Annotated in this window: 26 protein-coding genes and 4 pseudogenes; 18 read left to right on the top strand and 12 right to left on the bottom strand. The window is 73.4% G+C overall.

What is annotated here, in order from left to right; genetic code table 11:
• The first annotated feature begins 3 nt into the window (after positions 1–3).
• On the top strand, positions 4–1,011 hold the full coding sequence (locus tag H0S67_RS21870) for an NAD-dependent epimerase/dehydratase family protein (RefSeq protein WP_180934765.1): 1,008 nt from the start codon (positions 4–6) through the stop codon (positions 1,009–1,011).
• 9 nt (positions 1,012–1,020) lie between these two features.
• Here H0S67_RS21870 and H0S67_RS21875 read toward each other — a convergent pair whose 3' ends face one another.
• Positions 1,021–1,626, bottom strand: coding sequence for a nitroreductase family protein (locus H0S67_RS21875; RefSeq protein WP_246354955.1), 606 nt, complete (start codon positions 1,624–1,626; stop codon positions 1,021–1,023).
• A gap of 144 nt (positions 1,627–1,770) precedes the next feature.
• Here H0S67_RS21875 and H0S67_RS21880 point away from each other — a divergent pair, with 144 nt between their 5' ends.
• Positions 1,771–3,264 (top strand): carboxyl transferase domain-containing protein, encoded by a 1,494-nt coding sequence (locus H0S67_RS21880; RefSeq protein WP_180934767.1) that lies wholly within the window; start codon positions 1,771–1,773, stop codon positions 3,262–3,264.
• A gap of 17 nt (positions 3,265–3,281) precedes the next feature.
• Here the strand turns inward: H0S67_RS21880 and H0S67_RS21885 are convergent, their stop codons facing one another.
• From H0S67_RS21885 to pdhA, 3 genes are read right to left on the bottom strand one after another with little or no spacing between them, the layout of a single operon-like run.
• The gene (locus H0S67_RS21885) at positions 3,282–4,787 is read right to left on the bottom strand and encodes a dihydrolipoamide acetyltransferase family protein (RefSeq protein ID WP_180934768.1); all 1,506 of its coding nucleotides are present in this window, start codon (positions 4,785–4,787) and stop codon (positions 3,282–3,284) included.
• A 9-nt stretch (positions 4,788–4,796) separates the two neighbouring features.
• Positions 4,797–5,780 (bottom strand): alpha-ketoacid dehydrogenase subunit beta, encoded by a 984-nt coding sequence (locus H0S67_RS21890; protein WP_180934769.1) that lies wholly within the window; start codon positions 5,778–5,780, stop codon positions 4,797–4,799.
• Entirely contained in the window at positions 5,780–6,976 is a 1,197-nt protein-coding gene (pdhA, locus tag H0S67_RS21895) for a pyruvate dehydrogenase (acetyl-transferring) E1 component subunit alpha (RefSeq protein ID WP_425489847.1), read from the bottom strand. Before pdhA ends, H0S67_RS21890 begins: the two co-directional genes overlap by 1 nt.
• A 189-nt stretch (positions 6,977–7,165) precedes the next feature.
• Between pdhA and H0S67_RS21900 the strand changes: the two genes are divergently transcribed.
• Positions 7,166–7,633: an SRPBCC family protein gene (locus H0S67_RS21900; protein WP_180934771.1), complete on the top strand. Its 468-nt coding sequence runs from the start codon at positions 7,166–7,168 to the stop codon at positions 7,631–7,633.
• 62 nt (positions 7,634–7,695) lie between these two features.
• Here the strand turns inward: H0S67_RS21900 and H0S67_RS21905 are convergent, their stop codons facing one another.
• Positions 7,696–8,262 (bottom strand): DinB family protein, encoded by a 567-nt coding sequence (locus tag H0S67_RS21905; protein WP_180934772.1) that lies wholly within the window; start codon positions 8,260–8,262, stop codon positions 7,696–7,698.
• A gap of 53 nt (positions 8,263–8,315) precedes the next feature.
• Between H0S67_RS21905 and H0S67_RS26210 the strand changes: the two genes are divergently transcribed.
• On the top strand, positions 8,316–9,290 hold the full coding sequence (locus tag H0S67_RS26210) for a helix-turn-helix transcriptional regulator (protein ID WP_180934773.1): 975 nt from the start codon (positions 8,316–8,318) through the stop codon (positions 9,288–9,290).
• A gap of 98 nt (positions 9,291–9,388) precedes the next feature.
• Here the strand turns inward: H0S67_RS26210 and H0S67_RS28535 are convergent.
• A pseudogene (locus tag H0S67_RS28535) lies at positions 9,389–10,327 on the bottom strand (LacI family DNA-binding transcriptional regulator); the annotation flags it as partial.
• Positions 10,328–10,434: 107 nt separating this feature from the next.
• On the opposite strand from H0S67_RS28535, the gene H0S67_RS21920 reads away from it, so the two are divergent.
• From H0S67_RS21920 to H0S67_RS24000, 6 genes are read left to right on the top strand one after another with little or no spacing between them, the layout of a single operon-like run.
• Entirely contained in the window at positions 10,435–11,688 is a 1,254-nt protein-coding gene (locus tag H0S67_RS21920; protein ID WP_219635385.1) for an MFS transporter, read from the top strand.
• On the top strand, positions 11,628–11,810 hold the full coding sequence (locus H0S67_RS23985; protein ID WP_219635386.1) for a hypothetical protein: 183 nt from the start codon (positions 11,628–11,630) through the stop codon (positions 11,808–11,810). Before H0S67_RS21920 ends, H0S67_RS23985 begins: the two co-directional genes overlap by 61 nt.
• Entirely contained in the window at positions 11,807–12,361 is a 555-nt protein-coding gene (locus H0S67_RS23990) for a hypothetical protein (protein WP_219635387.1), read from the top strand. The genes H0S67_RS23985 and H0S67_RS23990 overlap by 4 nt, the downstream gene beginning before the upstream one ends.
• Entirely contained in the window at positions 12,325–12,702 is a 378-nt protein-coding gene (locus tag H0S67_RS23995; RefSeq protein WP_219635388.1) for a hypothetical protein, read from the top strand. Before H0S67_RS23990 ends, H0S67_RS23995 begins: the two co-directional genes overlap by 37 nt.
• Positions 12,702–14,048 carry a sugar phosphate isomerase/epimerase family protein gene (locus H0S67_RS21930; protein ID WP_219635389.1) on the top strand — a complete coding sequence of 449 codons (1,347 nt, stop codon included), beginning with the start codon at positions 12,702–12,704 and terminating at the stop codon, positions 14,046–14,048. The genes H0S67_RS23995 and H0S67_RS21930 overlap by 1 nt, the downstream gene beginning before the upstream one ends.
• Entirely contained in the window at positions 13,979–14,500 is a 522-nt protein-coding gene (locus tag H0S67_RS24000; protein WP_219635390.1) for a VOC family protein, read from the top strand. The genes H0S67_RS21930 and H0S67_RS24000 overlap by 70 nt, the downstream gene beginning before the upstream one ends.
• A gap of 25 nt (positions 14,501–14,525) precedes the next feature.
• Here H0S67_RS24000 and H0S67_RS27055 read toward each other — a convergent pair whose 3' ends face one another.
• Positions 14,526–15,062 (bottom strand): cation diffusion facilitator family transporter, encoded by a 537-nt coding sequence (locus tag H0S67_RS27055; RefSeq protein ID WP_281368919.1) that lies wholly within the window; start codon positions 15,060–15,062, stop codon positions 14,526–14,528.
• Positions 15,032–15,439 (bottom strand): cation diffusion facilitator family transporter, encoded by a 408-nt coding sequence (locus H0S67_RS27060; RefSeq protein ID WP_281368920.1) that lies wholly within the window; start codon positions 15,437–15,439, stop codon positions 15,032–15,034. Before H0S67_RS27060 ends, H0S67_RS27055 begins: the two co-directional genes overlap by 31 nt.
• A 99-nt stretch (positions 15,440–15,538) precedes the next feature.
• Here H0S67_RS27060 and H0S67_RS21940 point away from each other — a divergent pair, with 99 nt between their 5' ends.
• Positions 15,539–15,709 (top strand): hypothetical protein, encoded by a 171-nt coding sequence (locus tag H0S67_RS21940; protein WP_180934774.1) that lies wholly within the window; start codon positions 15,539–15,541, stop codon positions 15,707–15,709.
• Between the two features lie 223 nt (positions 15,710–15,932).
• Here the strand turns inward: H0S67_RS21940 and H0S67_RS27635 are convergent.
• Both H0S67_RS27635 and H0S67_RS21945 read right to left on the bottom strand, forming a co-directional pair.
• Positions 15,933–16,004: pseudogene (locus H0S67_RS27635) on the bottom strand (glutathione S-transferase C-terminal domain-containing protein); the annotation flags it as partial.
• Positions 16,004–16,645: a glutathione S-transferase family protein gene (locus H0S67_RS21945; RefSeq protein WP_343050222.1), complete on the bottom strand. Its 642-nt coding sequence runs from the start codon at positions 16,643–16,645 to the stop codon at positions 16,004–16,006. The gene H0S67_RS21945 and the pseudogene H0S67_RS27635, both read right to left, overlap by 1 nt.
• An 85-nt stretch (positions 16,646–16,730) precedes the next feature.
• On the opposite strand from H0S67_RS21945, the gene H0S67_RS21950 reads away from it, so the two are divergent.
• From H0S67_RS21950 to H0S67_RS21960, 3 genes and pseudogenes are all read left to right on the top strand, one after another.
• On the top strand, positions 16,731–17,465 hold the full coding sequence (locus H0S67_RS21950; protein ID WP_180934775.1) for an SRPBCC family protein: 735 nt from the start codon (positions 16,731–16,733) through the stop codon (positions 17,463–17,465).
• 125 nt (positions 17,466–17,590) lie between these two features.
• Positions 17,591–17,650, top strand: a pseudogene (locus H0S67_RS28540) (hypothetical protein); the annotation flags it as partial.
• Positions 17,651–18,098: 448 nt separating this feature from the next.
• The gene (locus tag H0S67_RS21960; protein ID WP_219635391.1) at positions 18,099–18,974 is read left to right on the top strand and encodes an MFS transporter; all 876 of its coding nucleotides are present in this window, start codon (positions 18,099–18,101) and stop codon (positions 18,972–18,974) included.
• Positions 18,975–19,266: 292 nt separating this feature from the next.
• On the opposite strand, the gene H0S67_RS21965 is transcribed toward H0S67_RS21960, so the two are convergent.
• Positions 19,267–20,442 carry a histidinol-phosphate transaminase gene (locus H0S67_RS21965; RefSeq protein ID WP_246354959.1) on the bottom strand — a complete coding sequence of 392 codons (1,176 nt, stop codon included), beginning with the start codon at positions 20,440–20,442 and terminating at the stop codon, positions 19,267–19,269.
• Positions 20,443–20,452: 10 nt separating this feature from the next.
• The gene (locus H0S67_RS21970) at positions 20,453–21,016 is read right to left on the bottom strand and encodes a VanZ family protein (protein ID WP_180934776.1); all 564 of its coding nucleotides are present in this window, start codon (positions 21,014–21,016) and stop codon (positions 20,453–20,455) included.
• Positions 21,017–21,094: 78 nt separating this feature from the next.
• Between H0S67_RS21970 and H0S67_RS21975 the strand changes: the two genes are divergently transcribed.
• The 4 genes and pseudogenes from H0S67_RS21975 to H0S67_RS27070 all read left to right on the top strand — a co-directional run bounded on the left by H0S67_RS21975 (position 21,095) and on the right by H0S67_RS27070 (position 22,845).
• Positions 21,095–21,490: a phage holin family protein gene (locus H0S67_RS21975; protein ID WP_180934777.1), complete on the top strand. Its 396-nt coding sequence runs from the start codon at positions 21,095–21,097 to the stop codon at positions 21,488–21,490.
• A gap of 92 nt (positions 21,491–21,582) precedes the next feature.
• A pseudogene (locus H0S67_RS21980) lies at positions 21,583–21,992 on the top strand (low molecular weight protein-tyrosine-phosphatase).
• The gene (locus tag H0S67_RS27065) at positions 21,989–22,447 is read left to right on the top strand and encodes a fructosamine kinase family protein (RefSeq protein ID WP_281368921.1); all 459 of its coding nucleotides are present in this window, start codon (positions 21,989–21,991) and stop codon (positions 22,445–22,447) included. Before H0S67_RS21980 ends, H0S67_RS27065 begins: the two are co-directional and overlap by 4 nt.
• Positions 22,381–22,845: a fructosamine kinase family protein gene (locus tag H0S67_RS27070; RefSeq protein WP_281369054.1), complete on the top strand. Its 465-nt coding sequence runs from the start codon at positions 22,381–22,383 to the stop codon at positions 22,843–22,845. The genes H0S67_RS27065 and H0S67_RS27070 overlap by 67 nt, the downstream gene beginning before the upstream one ends.
• Positions 22,846–22,877 lie beyond the last annotated feature (32 nt).

Raw genomic sequence — 22,877 nt, forward strand, 5'->3', positions numbered from 1 at the left:
GCCATGCGACTCCTGGTGCTCGGTGGCTCGGTCTTCCTCTCCCGCGCGGTGGCCGAGGAGGCGGTGCGTCGCGGGCACGACGTCACGTGTGCCTGCCGGGGCTCGTCGGGCTCGGTGCCCGACGGGACCCGTCACGTGGTGGCCGACCGCTCCGAGGGCCTGCCCGACGAGCTCGCCGACGACTACGACGCCGTGGTCGACGTCGGCCGCCTGCCGTCCTGGGTCCGGTCCGCGGTCGAGCGGATCCCGTCGGCACACTGGGTCTTCGTCTCCACGATCAACGTCTACTCCGACGACTCCACGCCCGGCGGGCCCGGTGCCCTGCCGCTGCGCGAGCCGCTCCACGAGGACCGCGACCTGCGCGAGGATCCCGAGGCCTACGGGCCGATGAAGGTCGCGTGCGAGCAGGTCGTCTCGGCCGGAGCCGCATCCGCGACGATCATCCGGCCCGGACTGATCGTCGGACCCGGCGACCCGTCCGGGCGCTTCACCTACTGGCCTGCGCGCCTCGCCGACACCGCCGACCACCCGGAGGTGCTGGTCCCCGGATCACCCGACGACTCGGTCCAGGTCGTCGACGCCCGCGACCTGGCGGCCTGGATCGTGACCTGCGCCGAGGAGCGGCGTACCGGCACCTTCGACGGCACCGGCCTCGCCACGACCCGCGCGGCGTTCGTCGACGCGGTCGCGGCGGCCGCCCGCGAGCTCGGGCTGCACGACCCGACGACGACCACGTTCACCGCTGTCGACCAGGACTTCCTGGTCGCCCACGAGGTGGAGCCGTGGATGGGTCCGCGCTCGGTCCCGGTGTGGCTGCCGCTGCCGGAGTACGCCGGGCTGATGGCCCACGACGTGACCGCGTCGTTCGACGCCGGGCTGAGCACGCGCCCGCTCTCCGAGACCGCCCGCGACACCCTGGTGTGGCTCCGCGAGACACCCGACGCCCCGGTCACCGGATGGTCCCGCGAGGACGAGGAGAAGGTCCTCGCGGCCTGGCACGAGCGGGCCTGAGGTCCCTGCTCATCCGAGGTCGAGCGGCTCGCCGAACGTCGCGCCGAAGGCGAGCTCGGCGAGTGGCTTGCGGGTGCGCGGCCGGCGGTCGCGCTCGCGCGCGGCGGCGTCGCCCGCGTCGTCCGCGGCCAGCTCGCGGCCCAGCGCGACGCCGGTCGTGACCTGCCAGTGCCGCGGCACTCCCGCCTGCGCCGCAAGCCCCTCGTGGTCGAACCCGGCGAACTGGTGGACCACCAACCCCAGCGCGAGGGCCTGGACGCTGAGCTGGGCCACCGCCTGGCCGAGGTCGTAGGCCGCGTAGTCGGAGTAGGTCAGGGCGTCCTCCTCCGGCCCGGAGGCAACCTGGTGCAGCGTGAAGACCAGCGCGCTCGCGCGCGGCGCCCACGACTGGTTGCCCCGCGAGAGCAGCGGGACGAGGCGCTGGTGCGCGGCGTCGCCACGCCGGGCCACCAGGAACGCCCACGGCTGCGAGTTGCCCGCGGACGGCGCCCACCGGGCCGCCTCCAGCATCGCCCGCAGCTCGTCGTCGACGAGCACGTGGGTGTCGTCGAACGACCGGGTGCTGCGCCGCTCGCGCGGCAGCGGGAGCAGGTCGGGCGAGGCGTCGAGGGTCACTCGGGGCGAACGCGTCGACGTCCGCTCCTGTTCCCGCGCCCACCCCTCCGCGCACGTCGAGCGGGACGTCATACGAAACGGTCGCCCCAGCGACGGCAACGTATGACGTCCTGCCGGGCCGGGGGCACGAACTAACCTGCCCAGATGACGACCGCACCCCGTCCCGCCCGGCTCTCCGCCGCCGACCTCATCGGCCTGGTCCTCGACGAGGGCTCGTGGACCTCGTGGGACCTGCCGCCGGTGCGCGAGGGCATCTCGGAGGAGTACGCCGCGGAGCTGGCCGCGGCGGCCGAGAAGAGCGGGGTCGACGAGTCGGTCCTCACCGGCGAGGGACTGATGCACGGGCGCCGGGTCGCGGTCGTGGTCGGTGAGTTCGCCTTCCTCGCCGGGTCGATCGGGCGCGCGTCGGCCGACCGGCTGGTGGCCGCGATCGACCGGTCGACGCGAGAGGGTCTCCCGCTGCTCGCGGCGCCCATCAGCGGCGGCACCCGGATGCAGGAGGGCACCCCGGCCTTCGTGCAGATGGTGCGGATCTCCGAGGCGGTCGCCGCGCACAAGGTCGCCGGGCTGCCGTACCTGGTCTACCTGCGCCACCCGACGACCGGCGGAGTGATGGCGTCGTGGGGGTCGCTGGGGCACGTCACCGTCGCCGAGCCCGGGGCGCTGGTCGGCTTCCTGGGCCCGCGGGTCTACGAGGCGCTCTACGGCAGGCCCTTCCCCGAGGGCGTGCAGACGGCGGAGAACCTCTACACCCGCGGCATCATCGACGCCGTCCTGCCGCCGGACCAGATCGCCGGGATCCTCGACCGGGCGCTGACCATCCTGCTCGCGCCGCGGCACGGCATCACGCCGGTGCCGGACCCGGTGCCGCTCACCCCGCTGCCCGACGTGGAGACCTGGGACGCCGTCACCCGGTCCCGCCGCCCGGACCGGCCCGGCGTTCGCCGGCTGCTGAAGTACGCCGCCACCGACGTCGTACCCCTCAACGGCACCGGGCAGGGGGAGCACGACCCCGGCCTGCTGATCGCGCTGGTGCGCTTCGGGCAGGCGCCGTGCGTCTTCCTCGGGCAGGACCGCCGCGGCCAGACCCCCGACCACCCGATGGGGCCGGAGGCGCTGCGGGAGGCCCGCCGCGGGATGCGGCTCGCCTCGGAGCTCGGGCTGCCGCTGGTGACCGTGATCGACACCCAGGGCGCCGCGCTCTCACCGGACGCCGAGAACGGCGGGCTGGCCGGCGAGATCGCCCGCTGCCTGGCCGACCTGGTCACCCTCGACGCGCCGACCCTGTGCCTGATGCTCGGCGAGGGCAACGGCGGCGGCGCGCTCGCGCTCCTGCCGGCCGACCGGGTGGTGGCCGCCCAGCACGCCTGGCTCTCCCCGCTGCCGCCCGAGGGCGCCAGCGCGATCGTCCACCGCGACCTCGACCACGCCCCCGAGATGGCACGGTCCCAGAAGGTGCGGGCGCTGGACCTGCACCGCCTCGGGATCGTCGACCGGATCGTGGCCGAGCAGCCCGACGCCGCGGACGAGCCCGAGGCGTTCTGCCAACGTGTCGGCGCGGTCCTCGAGCACGAGCTCGCCGCGCTGCTCGACGCCGGACCGGGGTCACCCGCCGAGCGGGCCGCGCGCTACGTGTGAGCCCGCGGCCCGTCGGCTCAGAACAGCAGCGCCGAGGCGGGGTCCTCGAGGATCCCGGCCACGTCGGCGAGGAAGCGTGAGCCCTTCTCGCCGTCGATGTGCCGGTGGTCGAAGGAGAGCGCCAGCGTGGTGATCTGGCGGATGGCCAGCTCGTCCTCGCCGTTCGCGCCGGTGACGACCCACGGCTGCTTGCGGATCGCGCCGAAGCACAGGATGGCCGACTCACCGGGGTTGATGATCGGCGTGCCCGCGTCGACACCGAAGACGCCCACGTTGGTGATCGTGAACGTGCCACCGCTCATCTCGGCCGGCTGGGTCCTCCCCTCGCGCGCGGTCGCGGTGAGCTGGTTGAGCGCAGCCGAGAGCTCGAGCAGGGACAGGGAGTCGGCGTCCTTGACGTTGGGGACGACCAGTCCGCGGGGAGTCGCGGCCGCGATCCCGAGGTTGACGTAGCCCTTGTAGACGACCTCCTGCGCGGCGTCGTCCCAGAACGAGTTGATCTCCGGGGTCCGCTTCATCGCCAGCATCACCGCGCGCGAGAGCACCAGCAGCGGCGACACCTTGACGTCCTTGAACTCGCGGCGCGCCTTGATCCGGTCGACGAACTCCATCGTCCGGGTCACGTCGACGGTGATCCACTCGGTCACGTGCGGGCTGGTGAAGGCCGACTGGCTCATCGCCTGGGCCATCATCTTGCGGACGCCCTTGATCGGCTCGCGGGTCTCGCGGGCGCCGACCATCGGGTTCACGCCCGGACGCGCGAGGTCGGCGTACTGCTCGGGCATGGCCGGAGCACCCGTGGCCGCGGCCTCCACGTCGGCCCGGGTGACGGTGCCGTTCGGGCCCGAGGGAGCGATGGCGCCGAGGTCGATGCCGAGGTCCTTGGCCAGCTTGCGCACCGGCGGCTTGGCCAGCGCGCGCGCCGTCGCCGGAGAGGTGACGGCGTCGGGCACCAGCGCGCTCGCCTGCCGACGACCACCGGTCGGGACCGCCGAGGTGGCGGGCACGGCGGGCTCGTCGGAGCTCTGGACGTCCGGTGCCGGGCCGGGCTCGAAGGCGCCCTGGGCCTGCGCGTGGGCGGCCGCGGCACCGACCGCGACCCCCGGCGTGGTGGCGCCCTTGCGGGCACGACGGACCGCGCCGCGCTCGACCTTGTTGCGGCCGACCAGGCTCTCGCCCTCGCCGCCGCCGGAGGCGCGCGGGTTGGACAGGTCGATCTCCATCTCGGCCTGCGGGGTCGGCTGGGCCGGGGTCGCGGGTGCGGCGGGGGCGGCCGCGGGTGCCGCGGAGGCGTCACCGATCGAGATGATCGGCGTGCCCACCGGCACGGTCTCGCCCTCGGGGACCATCAGGTCCAGCACCGTGCCGGCGAACGGCGACGGCAGCTCGACCAGTGACTTGGCGGTCTCGATCTCGACGATGATGTCGTTGATCGCGATGACGTCGCCGACCTTGACCTTCCAGGCCACGATCTCGGCCTCGGTGAGGCCCTCGCCGACGTCGGGCAGCTTGAACTCAGACATGCACGGCTCCTAGAAGCTCAGCGAACGGTCGACGGCGTCCAGCACCCGGTCGAGGTCGGGGAGGAAGTCCTCCTCGATCCGCGAGGCCGGGTAGGGGGTGTCGAACCCGCCCACGCGCAGCACCGGGGCCTCCAGGGAGTAGAAGCACTCCTCGGTGATCCGGGCGGACAGCTCCGAGCCCATGCCGAGGTTGACGTGCGCCTCGTGGGTGACGACGGCGCGGCCGGTGCGGCGCACCGACTCCAGCACCGGACCCATGTCCAGCGGCGAGAGCGTGCGCAGGTCGATGACCTCCAGCGACTTGCCCTCGCCCGCGGCGGCCTCGGCGGCCTTCATGGCGGTCTTCACCGTCGGGCCGTAGGCCAGCACGGTGACGTCGGTGCCCTGGCGCACGACGCGCGAGGTGAACAGCGGCTCCGGGGTGGCGGACTCGTCGAGCTCGGCCTTGTCGGCGTGGTACTGCCGCTTGGGCTCGAGGAAGATCACCGGGTCGTCGCTCGCGATCGCCTGCTGGATCATCCAGTAGCCGTCCACGGGGTTGGAGCACGCGACGACCTTCAGGCCGGGCGTGTGCGCGAACTGCGCCTCCGGCGACTCGCTGTGGTGCTCCACCGCGCCGATGCCGCCACCGAACGGGATCCGGATGACCATCGGCATCTTGTTGCGGCCCTTGGAGCGGTAGTGCATCTTCGCGACCTGGCACACGATCTGGTCGTAGGCCGGGTAGACGAAGCCGTCGAACTGGATCTCCACGACGGGCCGGTAGCCGCGCAGGGCCATGCCGACCGCGGTGCCGACGATGCCGGACTCCGCGAGCGGGCTGTCGATGACGCGGTCCTCGCCGAAGTCCTTCTGCAGGCCGTCGGTGATCCGGAAGACGCCGCCGAGCTTGCCGACGTCCTCACCCATGATGAGGACCTTGGGGTCGTCCTCCATCGCCTTGCGCAGGCCCATGTTGAGGCCCTTGGCGAGCGTGATCTTCTGGTTGCTCATCAGGAGTGCCCCCCAGCAGTAGTAGAGCCCTCGAACGACTCGAGGTACGCCGCGTAGCCCTCGCGCTCGGCGCGCAGCTCCTCGGTCTCCTCGGCGTACACGTGGTCGAACATGCTCAGCGGCTGCGGGTCCGGGAGCGCCTTGCATCCCTCACGCAGGTGGTGGCCGAGGTCGTCGGCCTCCGCCTTGACGCCCTCGAAGAACGCGTCGTCGGCCAGGCCGTTGCGCTTGAGGTAGACCTCGACGCGGGCGATCGGGTCCTTGAGCTTCCAGTGCTCGACGTCGTCGGAGAGCCGGTAGCGGGTCGGGTCGTCGGTCGTGGTGTGGGCACCCATCCGGTAGGTGTAGGCCTCCACGAAGGTCGGGCCCTGGCCGTCCCGGGCGCGCTGCAGCGCGGCCTGCGTGACGGCGTACGTCGCGAGCACGTCGTTGCCGTCTACCCGGACGCCGGGGAAGCCGAAGCCGAGCGCGCGCTGGTAGAGCGGGATCCGCGTCTGGCGCTCGATCGGCTCGGAGATGGCCCACTGGTTGTTCTGGCAGAAGAACACGACCGGCGCGTTGTAGGAGGCGGCGAAGATGAACGCCTCGTTGACGTCGCCCTGCGAGGACGCGCCGTCACCGAAGTGCGCGATGACCGCCGCGTCGCGCTCGGGGTCGCCGGTGCCGACGACGCCGTCGCGCTGCATGCCCATGGCGTAGCCGGTGGCGTGCAGCGTCTGGGCGCCGATCACGATCGTGTAGAGGCCGAAGTTGTTCTCGTTCGGGTCCCACGCGCCGTGGTCGACCCCGCGGAACAGGCCGAGCAGGTTGAGCGGGTCGACGCCGCGGCAGTAGGCGACACCGTGCTCGCGGTAGGTCGGGAAGACGTAGTCCTGCGGGCGCAGCGCACGGCCGGCGCCGATCTGCGCAGCCTCCTGACCGAGCAGCTGGGCCCAGATGCCGAGCTCGCCGTGACGCTGGAGGGCGGTGGCCTCGGTGTCGATGCGACGGGTGAGCACCATGTCGCGGTAGAAGCCGCGCACCATCTCGGCCTCTTCATCGGCCGACAGGCCGGCGCCGAAGCTGAACTCGGGGTGCTCGACGCGTTCGCCCTCGGGAGTGAGGAGCTGGATCAGCTCGGGGCCACCGTCCTGCTGCGAGGGTCCGAAGACCTCCACGAGATCGGGGCCGAAGCCAGGACTTCCGGACTGGGTCACGTGCACTCCTTCGAGTTCATCGGCGTCGCGGGGTCTCCGCATGCCGATAGGCGGGATCCGACCTGCGGCGCTGGGGTGGTGCGCTCTGTGATCGGGACCACAACGGGCTCGCGGACAACTTACCGGGGGGCTACGGGCCGGGGCCAATCCACCGGCCCCGATGCGGAACGCCCGCCTAGTCTCGGGACCATGGGCTCTCGCATCGTCTCCGCCAGCACGACGGTTGCCGCACCGCCGGACGTGGTCTTCTCGATCCTCGCCGACCCGCGGCAGCACCCGCGCATCGACGGGTCCGGCACCCTGCAGGGCACGATCTCCGGCCCGGAGCGGCTCGCGAAGGGCGCGGACTTCGGGATGGACATGAAGATGTACGGCCTGCCCTACCGGATCCGCAACCGGGTCGTGGAGTTCGAGGAGGGGCGCCGCATCGCGTGGCGTCACTTCGGCGGCCACCGGTGGCGCTACGAGCTCGAGCCGGTCCAGGGCGGCACCCGGGTCACCGAGACCTTCGACTACTCGCGCTACAACCTGCTGTGGGCGAAGGGCATCGAGGTCGCCGGCTTCCCCGAGCGCAACCGTCGCGGGATCGAGGAGACGCTGGTGCGGCTGTCCCGTGCGGCCGAGGAGGACGCGGCCCGGGCGGGCGAGGGCGCATGAGCGTCCGCGAGGGCAGCGAGGTGGAGCGGGCCTGACGGCCCCCTCCAAGCCCGGCTGCGGGATCAGGGGCGCCAGTCGGCCGGCGGGTCCTCGCCGGTCCGGCCGTCCACGGCCTCGCGGAGCAGGTCGGCGTGCCCGGTGTGGCGGGCGTACTCCTCCACCAGGTCGCACAGCACCCGGCGCAGGCTGGGCTGGCGACCGTCGGGCCAGGAGAGGTTCACCGACCGGTCGAGCCCGCCGTCGGCGAGGGCGGCGTCCAGCTTCGCGCGGGAGCGCTCGACCGCGGCGTCCCACAGGGCATAGAGCGCCTCCGGGCTGTCGTCGGCGGCGGAGGTCCAGTCCCAGTCGGGGTTCGCGTCCCAGTCCACGCTCTCCCAGGGCACGCCCGGCGACTCCCCGGCCACCTTCCACGCGAAGTAGTAGGCCTCCACGAACGCGAGGTGCTTGAGCAGGCCGCCGAGGGTCATCGACGAGGCGCCGATCCGGGTCTGCAACCCGGCCGCGTCGAGGCCGTCGGCCTTCCAGCGGAACGTCGTGCGCTGCCGGTCGAGGGCGCCGACGAGGTGCTCGACCTCGGTGCCGGCGACCGGGGGCTCCCAGGGCGGAGGGGTGCGGGTCTCAGTCGTCATGACGCCACCCTAGAGACCATTCCGGACGTAACGCTTCCGGTTTGGCTGGCAGGATGACGACCGTGGACGAGACGAGCCCGACCGCCCGCGCCCTGGTCTGCCTCGAGCTGCTGCAGAACAGCCCCGGGATCACCGCCGAGCGGCTCGGCGAGCGCCTCGGCGTCTCGGACCGCGCCGCCCGCCGCTACGTCGCAGTGCTGCGCGAGGCCGGGGTGCCGATCGAGTCCGCGCGTGGCCGGTACGGCGGCTACCGGGTCGGGCGCGGGCACCGGCTGCCGCCGCTGATGTTCACCAACACCGAGGCGCTGGCCCTGGTGATGGCGGTGATCGAGGGCGACCACGCGGCGGGCGACCCGACCGTGCCGGTGGGCAGCGCCCTCGGCAAGATCATCCGGGCCCTGCCGGCGACGGTGGCCGAGCCCGCGGACGCCGTACGACGGGTCAGCGCGACGCGCCGGGCCCACCGCGACACCAGCCCCGACCCGGGGACGACGGTGCAGCTCGTCGACGCGTGCTCCGCGGCGCGGCGGCTGCGCCTCGGCTACCGCTCGGGGTCCGGGCGAGACCGCGTCCTCGACGTCGACCCGTGGGCCGTGGTGACGCGCCACGGCCGGTGGTATCTCCTGTGCTGGTCGCACACCAGCGACGCACGCCGCGTGCTCCGGGTGGACCGCGTCGTCTCGGTCGACCTCCTCCCGGAGACGTTCGAGCCGCCGCAGGACCTCGACCCCGTGCGCGACGTCGAGGACCACCTCTCCGACGGCTGGGCCCACCAGGTCGAGATCCTCGTGGACGCGCCGGCGGCGACCGTCCGCGCCTGGATCCCGCGCAGCCTCGGCCGCCTCGAGCCCGTCGACGACGACCACTGCCGCCTGGTCGGCTCCACCGACGAGCCCGACTGGTACGCCCAGCAGCTCGCCCTGCTGCGCACGTCGTTCCGCATCGTCGGGCCGGCCGAGGTGCAGGAGGCCGCCCGGATGATCGGGCGGAACCTGCTGCGGGCGGGCGAGGTCGAGACCCCCGACTGAGCCCGGGCGGACCCTTGCTTGGGGTCAGCGCGCCGCCCCGACGAGCGGCGTACGACGAGCTGGGTGGGCAGCACCCGGGCGGCGGGCGTGGAGGCGCGGGCGTGGGCCTGCTGGACCAGCGCCTCGACGGCACGCGACCCGGCGTCCTCCGTCCGCTCGGCCAGAGTGGTGAGCGCGGGGCTGCAGAAGTCCGAGCCGACGATGTTGTCGAAGCCGACCACGCTGACCTCGCCGGGCACGTCGACCCCGCGCTCGGCCAGCCGCAGCATCACCCCGATCGCGAGCATGTCGTTGTGCGCGACCACGGCCGTCGCCCCGGAGGCGAGCACCGCGTCAGCGGCCGCGGGGCCGCCGGCCAGGGTCGGCACGTAGGGCCCGAACCTGGTGGTCCGCAGGCCGTGCACCTCGGCGGCGGCGCGCAGGCCGGCCCACCGGCGGGCCCCGGACCAGGACTCCGCCGGGCCGCCGAGGAAGACGAACGACCGGTGCCCGTGGGAGGCGAGGTGATCGACGATCTGGCGGGTGCCGTTGTCGTAGTCCGCGACCACGCAGGCGAGCCCCGGCGTGGCCCGGTTGACCAGGGCGATGGGGTTCAGCTCGGCTGCCCGGCGCAGCTCCTCGTCGGGCAGCCGTGAGGCGCTGAGGACGAAGCCGTCCACGGCAGGGCCCAGCCGGCGGATCAGCTGCTCCTCCGCGGAAGGGTTCTCCTGGGTGTCGCCGAGCACCAGGGTCAGGCCCGCCGCCGCGGAGGCGCGCTCGGCTCCCTTGATCACGCCGGCGAAGTAGGGGTTGGTGATGTCGGGGACCAGCAGGGCCAGGGTGTTGGTGCGCCCCGACTCCAGGGCGCGGGCCGCCGGGTTCGGCGTGTAGCCGAGCTCCTCGGCCACCGCGAGCACGTGCTCGCGGGTGTGCTGGTTGACCCGGCCGGGCCTGGTGAACGCCCGCGAGACCGTGGAGGCCGCCACTCCTGCCGCAGCCGCCACGTCCGTGATGGTCGCCCGTCGGCGCGGTCCGGGCGCGGGCTCGGAGGGGGTCATGCGGCCATTCTGGCAAAAGATGGCAAACGCTTGCCATGTGACCGCCGCCACTCCAACACTCGACGGCAAGCCCCCTGGACCAGCAGGGTGAGACCGAAGGAACCGACATGACCGATCAGGACACCCCCCGGCGTACGCCGAAGAAGGCGGCCCTGGCCGCCTGGAGCGGCAGCGCGCTGGAGTACTACGACCTGGCCATCTACGGCACCGCCGCCGCGCTGGTCTTCCCGAAGATCTTCTTCCCCGACGGCAACGCGTCGGCCGCGACCATCGCCTCCCTCGCCACGTTCGGCGTGGCGTACGTCGCCCGTCCGATCGGCTCGTTCTTCATGGGCCACATCGGTGACCGGCTCGGCCGGAAGAAGGTCATGGTCGGCACCCTGCTGCTGATGGGCATCTCGACCTTCCTGGTCGGCTGCCTGCCGACCTACGGGCAGGTGGGGCTGATCGCGCCGGCGCTGCTCGTCCTGCTCCGGCTGCTCCAGGGCCTCTCCGCCGCCGGTGAGCAGGCGGGCGCCAACTCGATGTCGTTCGAGCACGCCCCCGACGACCGGCGGGGATTCTTCACCAGCTTCACCCTCAGCGGCACCCAGGGCGGCCAGGTCCTGGCCCCGGCCGTGTTCCTGCCCCTCGCCGCCGTGCTGCCCGAGGACCAGCTGCTCGCGTGGGGCTGGCGGATCCCGTTCCTGCTGAGCGCGGTCGTCGTCCTGATCGGGTTCGCGATCCGGCGCACCCTCGACGAAACGCCGGAGTTCGAGGCCGAGGGGCTCAAGAAGACCGACATGACCACCGCGGCCTCGCACACCCCCCTGGCCGTGCTGTTCCGCTACCACTGGCGCGGCGTGCTGCGGGTCTTCTTCGCCGCCTTCATCGCGATGGTCAACACGACGTTCCAGGTCTTCGCGCTCAACTTCGCCACCTCCGACGCCTACGGCATCGGCATCAGCTCGACCCTGATGCTGTGGCTGGCGATCGTCGCCAACCTGGTCGCCATCGCCACCATCCCGTTCTGGGCCCGGCTCTCCGACCGGGTGGGCCGCAAGCCGGTCTTCGTGTCCGGCCTGCTCGGCAGCGCCGTCCTGGTCGTCGCGTTCCTCGCCGCCATCTCGGCGGCAACGCGCCGCTGGTCTTCGTGCTGGGCGTCGCCCTGGCCGGTGTCGTCTACTCGATGCCGAACGCCGTGTGGCCGGCGACGTACGCCGAGTACTTCCCCACCAGCGTCCGCCTCTCCGGGATGGCCGTCGGCACCCAGTTCGGCTTCGCGCTGGCCGGCTTCACGCCCACCATCGCCGGCTGGATCATGGCCGGCGACGCCGGCAACTGGTGGAAGGTCGCGGCCTTCGCCGCCGGCGCCTGCGTGATCTCCGCGATCGCCGTCCTGACCGGGCCGAGCAACACCCACCGGGTGCCCACCCGCGAGGTCGGCCTCGGCACCGCCCGGCGCGTCGAGACCCGCCCCGTCACGGTCGGGGTCGCGTCGTGAGCGCGCCCCTGCCCGAGCAGACGTCGTACCTCCTCGGCCTGGTCGGCGCCGGCATCGGCGCCTCGCTCACCCCGGCCATGCAGGAGCGGGAGGGCCGCGAGTCCGGCCTGCTGCTGAGCTACCGGATCATCGACGCCGAGAAGACCGGCCTGCGGGCCGAGGACCTCCCCGAGGTCCTCGCCTGGGCCCGGCGGCTGGGCTTCGACGGGCTCAACGTGACCCACCCGTTCAAGCAGGCGGTCGTGCCCCTGCTCGACGACCTCTCCGACGACGCGGCCGACCTCGGCGCGGTCAACACCGTGGTGTTCCGCGACGGGAAGGCCCTCGGCCGCAACACCGACTGGTCGGGCTACGGCCGGGCCTTCCGCCAGGCGCTCCCCGACGCCGTCGAGGACCGGGTGGTCCTGGTCGGCGCCGGTGGCGCCGGGGTCGCGGTCGGCTACGGCCTGCTCGAGCAGGGGCCGAACACGTGGCCGTCCTCGACGCCGACCGCGACCGCGCCGACGCGTGCGCGGTGCGGCTGGCCAAGCGGTTCGGCGACGACCGGGTGAGCGCCGTCGAGGACCTCGAGCGGGCGCTGGCGGATGCGCAGGGACTGGTCAACGCCACCCCGATCGGCATGCTCGGCCACCCCGGCACGGCCGTGCCGGGCCGGCTCGTCCACGACGGGCTGTGGGTCTCCGACGTCGTCTACTTCCCCCTCGAGACCGAGCTGGTCCGGCTGGCCCGCTCCCGCGGCTGCCGGGTCGTCCCCGGTGGCGGCATGGCCGTGCACCAGGCGGTCGGCGCCTTCGAGTACTTCACCGGCCGGGTGCCCGACGCCGACCGGATGTCGCGGCACTTCGCCCAGCTGACCTCCGGGGAGCCCACGACCGCCGAGCAGAGCGCCTGATGCACAAGGGCATCGCCACCGTCTCCCTCAGCGGCCTGCTCGCCGACAAGCTCGCCGCGGTCGCCGCTGCGGGCTTCGACGGCATCGAGCTCTTCGACAACGACCTCGTCGCCTCCCCGCTGAGCCCCCGCGAGGTGGCGCGGCGGTGTGCCGACCTGGGGCTGTCCATCGACCTCTTCCAGCCGGTGCGCGACCTCGAGGGCGTGGCCCCGGACCGCTTCGACGCGGTGCTGCACCGGGTCCGCACCAAGCTCGCGGTGATGGGCGAGCTGGGCGTCACGACGTTCCTCGCCTGCTCCAACGTCGGCAGCGACGCGATCGACGACCCCGACCTGTCGGCCGAGCAGCTGCACCGGGTCGGCGAGCTCGCGGCCGAGCACGGCGTGACGCTGGCCTTCGAGGCGCTGGCGTGGGGCCGGCACATCGACCGCGTCGGCGCGGCCTGGGACGTCGTACGACGGGCCGACCACCCGGCCGTGAGCCTCGCCGTGGACACCTTCCACCTGCTCGCCCGCGGCGACGACGGGTCGGCCCTCGACGGGATCCCGGGCGACCGGATCGGCTTCCTCCAGGTCGCGGACGCCCCGCTGCTCGACATGAACGTCCTCGAGTGGAGCCGCCACTTCCGGTGCTTCCCCGGCCAGGGGACGCTCGACGTCACCGGGGTCGTGGCCGCGGTGCTGCGCGCCGGCTACCGCGGCCCGCTGTCGCTCGAGGTGTTCAGCGACGCGGTACGCGAGGCCGACCCGGCCGACACCGCGCGCGACGCGATGCGCTCACTGATCTTCCTCGAGGACCGGCTGGCCCCCCTCGTCGACGGGCCGCTCGCCGCGGCCCCGCCGCCCGCCCGAGCGCGGACGCGGCGTTCGTGGAGGTCTCCGCGACGCCGGGCGTGCCGGCACTGCTGGGGTCGCTGGGCTTCACCGTCGCCGGCCACCACCGCAGCAAGCCGGTCACCTGGTGGCGCAACGGCGGCGCCCAGGTCGTCGTCAACGAGACCCCGCAGACCACCGGCGCGACCTCACACGCCCCGACCACACACGCCTTGGGCCTCGCCGCGCCGCCCGTGGACGCGGTCGCCGCCCGCGCCAAGGCGCTGCTGTGGCCGGCCGTGGACCGCACCCGCGGCACCGGCGAGGCGCTGCTGCCGGGCATCACCTCACCCTCAGGCCTGCACATGTTCGTCAGCGCGGAGGCCGGGGCTGCCGACGACTGGCACGGGGACTTCGTGGAGGCCGACCCCGCGGAGGATGCGGGCTGGCTCGGGCTGGACCACGTGGTCGTCGCCGTTCCGGCCGAGCGCTTCGACCAGGAGATCGCGTTCTTCCGGACGCTCTTCGACCTGACGCCGGGTGGCGTGGAGGAGTTCATCGAGCCGCACGGGAGGCTGCGCAGCCGCGCCCTGCGGCCGCCCGTGGGCGACCTGCGCGTGGTCCTCAACGTCGAGGACGTCCGGCCCGGCCACCCGCGGCGGTCCGGGATCACGCAGCTCGCCTTCGCCGTCGCCGACGTGGCCGCGCAGGTGCGCGCGCTCCGCTCGCGCGGCGTGCCGCTGATGCCGGTGCCCGACAACTACTACGTCGACCTCGACGCCCGCTTCGCCCTCGACCCGGCGCTGCTGGCCGAGCTGCGGGAGCACCAGCTGCTCTACGACCGGGTGGGCGACGGGGAGCTGCTGCAGGCGTTCACCCTGCCGCTGGAGACCGGCTTCCACGTCGAGCTGCTCGAGCGCCGCGGAGGGTACGCCGGCTACGGCGCCGCCGGCACGCACGTGCGGCTGGCCGCGCAGGCCGGGTGACGGTCCCGCACTGCCCGGCCGACGCTCAGTGGGCCTCGCCGAGGTCCTCGTGCTCGCGGTGGCTGACCGGCTCCACCTGGAACGTCGCGTGCCGGACCCCGAAGTCCTCGGTCGTGCACGCGCAGAGCTGGTCGAGGATCCCGCCGACGCCGTGCTCGTCCAGCGCCTGGTCGGTGACCGTGACGTGCGCGGACAGGCTGGGGATGCCGCTGGTGATGGTCCAGGCGTGCAGGTCGTGCACGTCCGTGACGCCCGGCAGGGCGCGCAGGTGGCGCTCGACCTCGGCCAGGTCCAGGTCGTGGGGCGCGATCTCCAGCAGCACCGACGCCGAGTCGCGCAGCAGCAGGAACGACCGCGGCAGGATCATCACCGCGATCAGCAGCGACGCCACCGCGTCGGCCTGCTGCCAGCCGGTGGCCCAGATGACGACACCGGCCACGACCGTGAGCGCCGACCCGATCAGGTCACCGAGCACCTCCGTGGCGGCACCCCGCAGGTTGAGCGACCCGGTCTCCGACCTGCTCAGCACCGTCATCGACACGCCGTTGGCGACCAGTCCCACTGTCGCGAGGCGATCATGGGGCCGGCGTCGACCGTCTCGGGCGAGAAGAGCCGGCCGATGCCGGCGTACAGCAGGTAGCCGCACACGCCCAGCAGCACCAGTGCGTTGAGCAGCGCGGCGAGGATCTCGGCACGGTGGTAGCCGAACGTCGAGCGCGGGCCTCCCGGCAGGGTGGCGACGTACGACGCCCCGAGCGCGAGCACGATCGCGGCGACGTCGGTCGCCATGTGCCCCGCGTCGGCCAGCAGCGCCAGCGATCCGGCCACCCACGCGCCGACGAGCTCCACGACCAGCACCGTGACCGTGACCGCGAGCACCAGCCGCAGCCGGCCGCGGTCCTCCGCGCGCCCCGTGGCGTGGCCGTGGTCGTGGCCCATCGGCATGCCTCCTGGTCGGTCGTTGCACCGCCGCGCCATTCTTGCAAGTACGGTGGCGGTCACATCGCTGAGTCCGGGGTTCCAGATGTTCGGTGGATCGTGCTGGCAGTCGTCGTCGTGGGCTTCGCCCTGGCCTGGTGGAGCAGCGGCCGTGCCCGCCGCGGCGTGGACAGCGTCGCGGAGAGCCGTGCGCGCGGCAAGACCGAAGGCACCCTCTACCCGTACAAGAACAACGGGCCGTTCGGCGGCCCCGGCAACAACGGCTTCTAGCCGCCGAGCCGCTCCCGGCCGTGAGCGGTCGCCCAGACCCGCGCTCCGGTCCCTTCGGGACGATGCCGGAGGGGTTGAGGTCGCGGTGCACGCGGTAGTAGTGCGCCTGGATCTGGTCGAGGTCGACCGTCTCCCCGAAGCCCGGCGTCTGGAACAGGTCGCGCGCGTAGCCCCACAGGGCGGGCAGCTCGCTCAGCTTCTGGCGGTTGCACTTGAAGTGGCCGTGGTAGACCGCGTCGAACCGGACCAGGGTCGTGAAGAGCCGCACGTCGGCCTCGGTGACCTGCTCACCCATCAGGTAACGACGGCCGGCCAGGCGGTCCTCGAGCAGTCGAGCGCGTTCCAGAGCCGGTCGTACGCCGCGTCGTACGCCTCCTGCGAGCCGGCGAAGCCGCAGCGGTAGACGCCGTTGTTGACCTCGGTGAAGACCTGCTCCATCACCTCCTCCATCTCCTCGCGGAGGTGCTCGGGCCACAGGTCCGGCGCGTCGGGGCGGTGGTGCTCGCGCCACTCGAAGAAGAGGTCGTGGGTGATCCACGGGAAGTCGTTGGTCACGACCTGCCCCGTGGGGATGTCGACGACCGCGGGCACCGTGATGCCGCGCGGGTAGTCGGGGTCGCGCGCGAGGTACGCCTCCTTCAGCCGGTGGATGCCGAGCACCGGGTCCACCCCGCCGGGGTCGTTGTCGAAGGTCCAGCTGTCCTCGTCGTGGACCGGGCCGGGTCGCCCGACCGAGATCACGTCCTCGAGGCCGAGCAGCCGGTGCACGATCAGCGACCGGTTCGCCCACGGGCACGCCGGCGCCGCGACCAGGCGGTAGCGACCCGGCTCGACCGGCCACAGGTCGCCCTCGACCGGGCCGTGGTCGGGCTTGCGGGCGTCCAGGGTGATCCGGTCCGGGATGTAGGTCATGTCCCGCTGGTAGTCGTCGCTCACGCCGGAGACGTACCCGCGGTGCGGCCTCGCCAATCGGGACGTCCGACCCTGCCCCGCGGCGGCACGCTGCCTGCAGCGTCGGGCCATGAGGACCGAACCCACTCCCCTGCAGCTGGCCCGCGCGGTCACGGTCGTGGCGGGAGGGCCGGTGCTGCTGGCCCTGGCCTCGGCCGTGGCGCCCGTGGCAGCCGCCCGCCGCTGGCCCTCGCGGCTGCGGGGTCGCACGACCCGGCGTACGGCCTGGGCGGCGACCCTCGCGGGGCTGGCGCTGCCCTGGGTGTACGCCGGCATGGTGCGGCCGTGGCTGCAGAACTGGGGCTCCACCGAGGGCGAGCGGGACCGGCGCTACCCGGGTGACGGTGTCGGGCGGCCGCTCTCGACGAGCACCCGCGCGGTCACGGTCCGGGCCCCCGCCGAGGCAGTCTGGCCGTGGCTGGTGCAGATCGGCCAGGACAAGGGCGGGTTCTACTCCTACGACTGGCTGGAGAACCTCGCCGGCTGCCGCCTGCGCACCGCGACCCGGGTGCACCCGGAGTGGCAGCACGCCGAGCCGGGCGACCCGCTCGTCCTCTTCCCCGGCGTCGCGACGAAGCTGACCGAGGTCGACGCGCCGCACGCCCTGGTGATCGAGGGGTGGGGTGCCTACGTCGTGGAGCCGGACTGGGACGGCGGCTGCCGCCTCGTCGCCCGCTCGCACGTGGACCGCGAACCGCGCGCCCTGGCGTACTACCTGGGCATCGAGCTGCCGCACGCGGTGATGGAGCGCCGGATGCTGCTCGGCATCAAGGAGCACGCCGAGCGGGCCACCCACGTCTTCTGACAAACTGCAAAGAACTCTTTGCAAACAAGTCTTTGCGGTTCTAGGCTCGGGGCATGGACCCGCGCACCTCCGTCTCACCCGGTCCCGAGGGGCTCAAGGCGCTCAGCCACCCCGGACGTCTCCGCATGCTGGGCCTGCTGCGCGAGCGCCCGGCCACGGCCACCATGCTCGCGACCCGGCTCGGCCTGAACAGCGGGGCCACGTCCTACCACCTCCGCCAGCTCGAGAAGCACGGCTTCATCGTCGAGGACACCACGCGCGGCAACGCGCGCGACCGGTGGTGGCGTGCGGCCCACCACTACACCCAGGCCGACGCCGCCGAGGCGACCACGCCCGAGGAGCACGACACCTACGACGCCTACCTGCAGGCCGTCGGGGTGATCTACACCGAGCAGCTGCAGCACTCGCTTGAGGAGCGCCGCACGCTGCCGGCCGCCTGGCAGGACGCCGGCAACCTCAGCGACTGGTCGCTGCACCTCACCCCGGAGCGGGCCAAGGCCCTGGTCGAGGCGCTGCACGAGCTCATCGAGGGTTGGCCGGAGGACCCCGCGGACGCACCGGTGCCGCGTCGTTCCGGGTCAACGTCAACGCCTTCGTCCGACCCGGGACGCTCGCCACCGAGGACGTCGAGCCGTGAGTGCTCGACGGACCCCGTTGTGGGGCTACCTCACCGCGCAGGCGGTGTCGATCACCGGCACCCGGCTCTCGATGATCGCGATCCCGTGGTTCGTGCTCACCACCACCGGCTCGGCGACCCGGACCGGCCTGGTGGCCTTCGCCGAGATGGCGCCGCTGGTGCTGCTGCAGTTCCTGTCCGGGCCGGTCATCGACCGCCTCGGCGCCCGCCGGGTCGCGATCACGTGCGACTGGGGCAGCGCCCTGGTGGTCGGAGCCGTTCCGCTGCTGCACGCGCTCGGCCTGCTCACCTTCCCCGCCCTGCTCGGGCTGGTCGCCGTGGCGGGCGCGCTGCGCGGCCCCGGCGACGCGGCGCGGCACGCCATGCTCCCCCTGCTCGTCGCGCACTCGCACCTGCCCACGGAACGGGTCACCGGGCTGGACGGCACGGTCGAGCGCACCGCCTCCCTGGCCGGCGCGGCGATCGCCGGCGGCGTGGTCGCCGCCGTCGGGGGCGCCGACGCCCTGGTCGTGGACGCCGCGTCGTTCCTGGTCTCCGCGGTGATCCTCGTGGCGACCACCCGAGGCCTGGCCACGGCGCCGGCGCCCGGCGATACGACGCCGCCTCCCTCGCGGGTGCGGGCCTACCTGCACGAGCTCCGCGAGGGCTGGACCTTCACGCGCCGCGACCCGGTGCTGATGGGGATCGCGGTCATGGTGGCGATCACCAACCTCCTCGACCAGGCCTGGTCGGTCGTGCTCGTCCCGGTCTGGGCCCACGACAGCGGCAACGGCGTGGCCGCGGTCGGGATCCTGGCCGCCACGTTCGGCGGGGCCGCGGTGCTCGGGTCACTGTCGCGACGGCGTACGCCGAACGACTGCCGCGCTACCTGACCTACCTGCTGTGCTTCTTCCTCGGCGGCGTGCCCCGCTTCGTGGCGCTCGCCCTCGACGCCCCGTTGTGGTCGATCCTGCTGGTCGCCGTGGTCGGTGGCTGCGCGGCCGGCTTCATCAACCCGGTGCTCGGCGCGGTGCTGTTCGAGCGCACGCCCCCGCACCTGATGGGCCGGGTGTCGGCCATGAACATCGCGATGAGCTGGTCGCTGATCCCGCTGGGCGGGGTGCTCGGCGGCCTGGCCGTCGGCGCCTTCGGCCTCGCGCCGGCGCTGCTGGTGGTCGGCGGCGCCTACCTCGTCACCACGCTGGCGCCTGCGGTCCAGCCGCGCTGGCGCGAGATGGACCACCGGCCCGCGTCAACGGACGCCGACTCGGCGTCGGTGAGCGTCAGCGCGGGAACTCCTGGGCGAGCTTGATGAGCCGGTCGTTGGCCTCGTCCTCGCCGATCGAGACCCGGGCGCCCTCGCCGGCGAAGGGGCGCACCACGATGCCGACCTCGTCGCGCGGCGGCGAAGTCGGCCGTCCGGTCACCGAGCTCGAACCACACGAAGTTGCCCTGAGCCTCGGGGACTTCCCAGCCGGCGGCGCGGAGGCCCTCGACCACGCGGGTCCGCTCGGCGACGAGGGCCTCGACCCGCTCCAGCAGCTCGGGCTCTCGCTCCAGCGAGGCGATCGCGGCGGCCTGGGCCACGGTCGAGACGCCGAAGGGCAGGGAGACCGCGCGCAGGGCGGCGGCGATCGGTGCCGGGGCCACGGCGTACCCGACCCGGAAGCCGGCCAGCCCGTAGGCCTTGGAGAAGGTGCGGGTGAGCACCACGTTCTGGTGGGCCCGGTAGGTCGCGATGCCGTCCACCGGGTCGTCCATCCGGACGAACTCGACGTACGCCTCGTCGACGACGACGAGGACGTGCGGCGGCACCTGGGCCAGGAAGGCGTCCAGCTCGGCCTGGGTGACGGCCGGGCCGGTCGGGTTGTTGGGCGTGCAGACCAGCACCACGCGGGTGCGGTCGGTGATCGCCGCGGCCATCGCGTCGAGGTCGTGGCGACCGTCGGCCAGCACCGGCACCCGCACCGCCGTTGCGGCCGCGGCCGTGACCGCGATCGGGTAGGCCTCGAACGAGCGCCAGGCGAACAGCACCTCGTCACCGGGCTCGCAGAAGGCCTGCACCAGCTGGTAGATCAGCCCGACCGAGCCGGTCGCCAGCGACAGGTCGTCGGCGGGCACCCCGAGCCTCTCCGACAGCGCGGCGTAGAGCGCGGCGCTGCCCATGTCGGGGTAGCGGTTCATCGAGCCGACCGCCTCCTGCACCGCCTCCACCACGCCGGGCAGCGGCGGGTAGGGGTTCTCGTTGGAGGAGAGCTTGTACGACGTCATCCCGGGGCGGACCGTCGGCGGCCTGCCCGCGACGTACGGCGGGATCTGGCCGATGTTGGGACGGGGCGCAGGGGTGGCGGGGCCGGTCATGCGGGTCAGGTTAGTGGTGCCGGCGGCTGCGGGCGCGCCACGGGCGGAGGACCACGGCCAGGACCACCCCGATGGCCACGCCGAGGGCGGCCCCGGTGACGTTGTCGACGAAGTCGGTGACGTCGCAGGCCCGGTCCAGCCGGGCCAGCGCCAGCTGGGTCGCCTCGATGGCCGCGGAGTAGACCGCGAGCCCGACCAGGCCCAGGGGCACCAGCACCCAGCCGGCCCGCCAGCGCGCGGCGCCGACCACCAGCAGCGCCCCCGAGGGCACGAAGAGAACGGTGTTGAGCGCCCGCTGCCCGCTCTGGAAGATCCAGAACCCCTGCGGCGCGGGCCCGCCGATGTCCCACGAGCAGGTCGTCAGGCGGCCCTCCGCGGACACCACCCCCGGCGCTCCCTGGGCGGGGATCAGCGTGACGCAGGCGATCACCATCAGCGACCAGACGAACCCCGCGATGGCCAGGGCGGAGACCGTGCCCAGCCGTCGCCGGGAGGCCAGGAAGAAGAGGAGGCAGAGCAGGCCGGACAGCGCGCTGCCGAGCAGCATCACGCCCACCCCACCCACCGGAACCACGGGGGCGAGGCTACCCAGCCGGGCCCATGGAGCACCGACGGGTCGCGTCCGACGATCCCGGGCTGAGAGGATCGAGCCGTGCGTCTCCTCACCTGGCTGGTCTCCAACGCGATCGCGCTCGCGGTCGCCGCGTGGCTGCTCGACGGCATCTACTTCGAGGGCCCCCACCACGGTCACGCGGAGCTGACCGACAAGCTGGTCCCGCTGGTGCTCGTGGCACTGATCCTGGGGGTCGTCTCGTCGTTCGTGAAGCCGATCCTCAAGATCCTGTCGATCCCGCTGATCATCCTGACGCTGGGCCTCTTCCTGCTGGTGATCAACGCCCTGATGCTGATGCTGACCAGCTGGCTCGCCGGCCAGTTCGACCTCGGCTTCCACGTCGACGGCTTCTGGACCGCGGTCGCCGGGGCGATCGTGATCACGCTCGTGGACTGGGGGGTCGACCGGCTCATCGGCCCCGACCGGGACCGCTGATGGCCACCCCACCACCAGCGCTGCCGGCGCCGCGGACCAGCAGCCGCTACGCGGTCGCGCTGGTCTGCCTGGGCAACATCTGCCGCTCCCCGATGGCCGACGTCGTGCTGTCGGCCCGCGTCGAGGAGGCCGGGCTGGCCGACCGCGTCAGCATCGCCAGCTCGGGCACCGGCGACTGGCACGTGGGCCAGCCGATGGACCGGCGCGCGGCCGCCACCCTGACCGCGGCCGGGTACGACGCCTCGCGGCACCGGCCCAGCAGTACGCCCCCACCTGGCGCGACGAGTTCGACCTGGTGCTGGCCATGGACGGCCAGAATCTCGTCGACATCGGCGGGGCCGACCACCGCGTGCGACTCTTCCGGGACTTCGATCCCCTCGAACCGGGTGGCGAGGTGCCGGACCCGTACTACGGTGGTGACGCCGGCTTCGAGGAGGTGCTCACCATGGTGGAGCGCACGGCCGCGACCATCGTCGCCCAGCTGGGGCTCGAGCTCGAGTGACCCGGCAGCCGCTGGTCGCCCGCCGCGCCGAGGACCTCCTCGGCGCCGCTGTGGTGGCCACGGCCCCGGTCGCCGGCGGTGACATCGCGACCGCCACCCGCCTGCGGCTCAACAACGGCACGACCGCGCTGATGAAGACCCTCCCCCACGCGCCCGCCGACTTCTTCGAGAGCGAGGCGCACGGGCTGCGCTGGCTCGCCGAGGGCAGCGGGGTCCTGGTCCCCGAGGTGCTCGCCGTCGACCCGGAGTGCCTGATCCTGTCGTGGGTCGAGCCGGGCAAGTGCACCCACGACGCCGCAACCGGCTTCGGCCGGGCCCTGGCGGCCACCCACCGTTCCGGCGCCCCGTCGTACGGCCTGGACCGGGACGGCTACATCGGCGGCTGCCACTGCCCAACAAGCCGGCCGACACCTGGGCGGAGTTCTACGCGACCCGGCGGGTGCTGCCGTACCTGAAGCTGGCGCGCGACCGGGGCGCCATCGACGACGGCGACGCGCGGGCCGTCGAGGCGGTGGTCGCGCGGCTGCCCGGCCTGGTCCCCGAGGAGCCCCCGGCCCGGCTCCACGGCGACCTGTGGAACGGCAACGTGCTCTGGGGCGTCGACGGACGTGCCCACGTGATCGACCCCGCCGCCCACGGCGGCCACCGGGAGACCGACCTGGCCATGCTGGCGCTGTTCGGGCTGCCCAACCTGCCGCGGGTGCTCGACGCGTACGCCGAGGCCGCCCCGCTCGCCGACGGCTGGCAGGAGCGCGTCGGGCTGCACCAGCTCTTCCCGCTGCTCGTGCACGCCTGCCTCTTCGGCGGCGGCTACGGCCCGCGTGCCGCGGACGCGGCCCGCCGCTACACCTGACGCGCGACTTTCCCGCGAACTCTCAGTCCCGA

Source organism: Nocardioides ungokensis (genome assembly GCF_013466985.1).
GTDB lineage: Bacteria > Actinomycetota > Actinomycetes > Propionibacteriales > Nocardioidaceae > Nocardioides > Nocardioides ungokensis.

Coding starts and splice junctions, on each gene's coding strand:
- H0S67_RS21885 (WP_180934768.1), bottom strand. CDS start 4,787: ATGTCTGAGTTCAAGCTGCCCGACGTCGGCGAGGGCCTCACCGAGGCC.
- H0S67_RS21870 (WP_180934765.1), top strand. CDS start 4: ATGCGACTCCTGGTGCTCGGTGGCTCGGTCTTCCTCTCCCGCGCGGTG.
- H0S67_RS23985 (WP_219635386.1), top strand. CDS start 11,628: ATGGCCGGCGACGCCGGCAACTGGTGGAAGGTCGCGGCCTTCGCCGCC.
- H0S67_RS26210 (WP_180934773.1), top strand. CDS start 8,316: ATGACGACCGTGGACGAGACGAGCCCGACCGCCCGCGCCCTGGTCTGC.
- H0S67_RS21965 (WP_246354959.1), bottom strand. CDS start 20,442: ATGACCGGCCCCGCCACCCCTGCGCCCCGTCCCAACATCGGCCAGATC.
- H0S67_RS21890 (WP_180934769.1), bottom strand. CDS start 5,780: ATGAGCAACCAGAAGATCACGCTCGCCAAGGGCCTCAACATGGGCCTG.
- H0S67_RS21920 (WP_219635385.1), top strand. CDS start 10,435: ATGACCGATCAGGACACCCCCCGGCGTACGCCGAAGAAGGCGGCCCTG.
- H0S67_RS21930 (WP_219635389.1), top strand. CDS start 12,702: ATGCACAAGGGCATCGCCACCGTCTCCCTCAGCGGCCTGCTCGCCGAC.
- H0S67_RS27060 (WP_281368920.1), bottom strand. CDS start 15,439: ATGGGCCACGACCACGGCCACGCCACGGGGCGCGCGGAGGACCGCGGC.
- H0S67_RS21905 (WP_180934772.1), bottom strand. CDS start 8,262: ATGACGACTGAGACCCGCACCCCTCCGCCCTGGGAGCCCCCGGTCGCC.
- H0S67_RS21950 (WP_180934775.1), top strand. CDS start 16,731: ATGAGGACCGAACCCACTCCCCTGCAGCTGGCCCGCGCGGTCACGGTC.
- H0S67_RS21900 (WP_180934771.1), top strand. CDS start 7,166: ATGGGCTCTCGCATCGTCTCCGCCAGCACGACGGTTGCCGCACCGCCG.
- H0S67_RS21880 (WP_180934767.1), top strand. CDS start 1,771: ATGACGACCGCACCCCGTCCCGCCCGGCTCTCCGCCGCCGACCTCATC.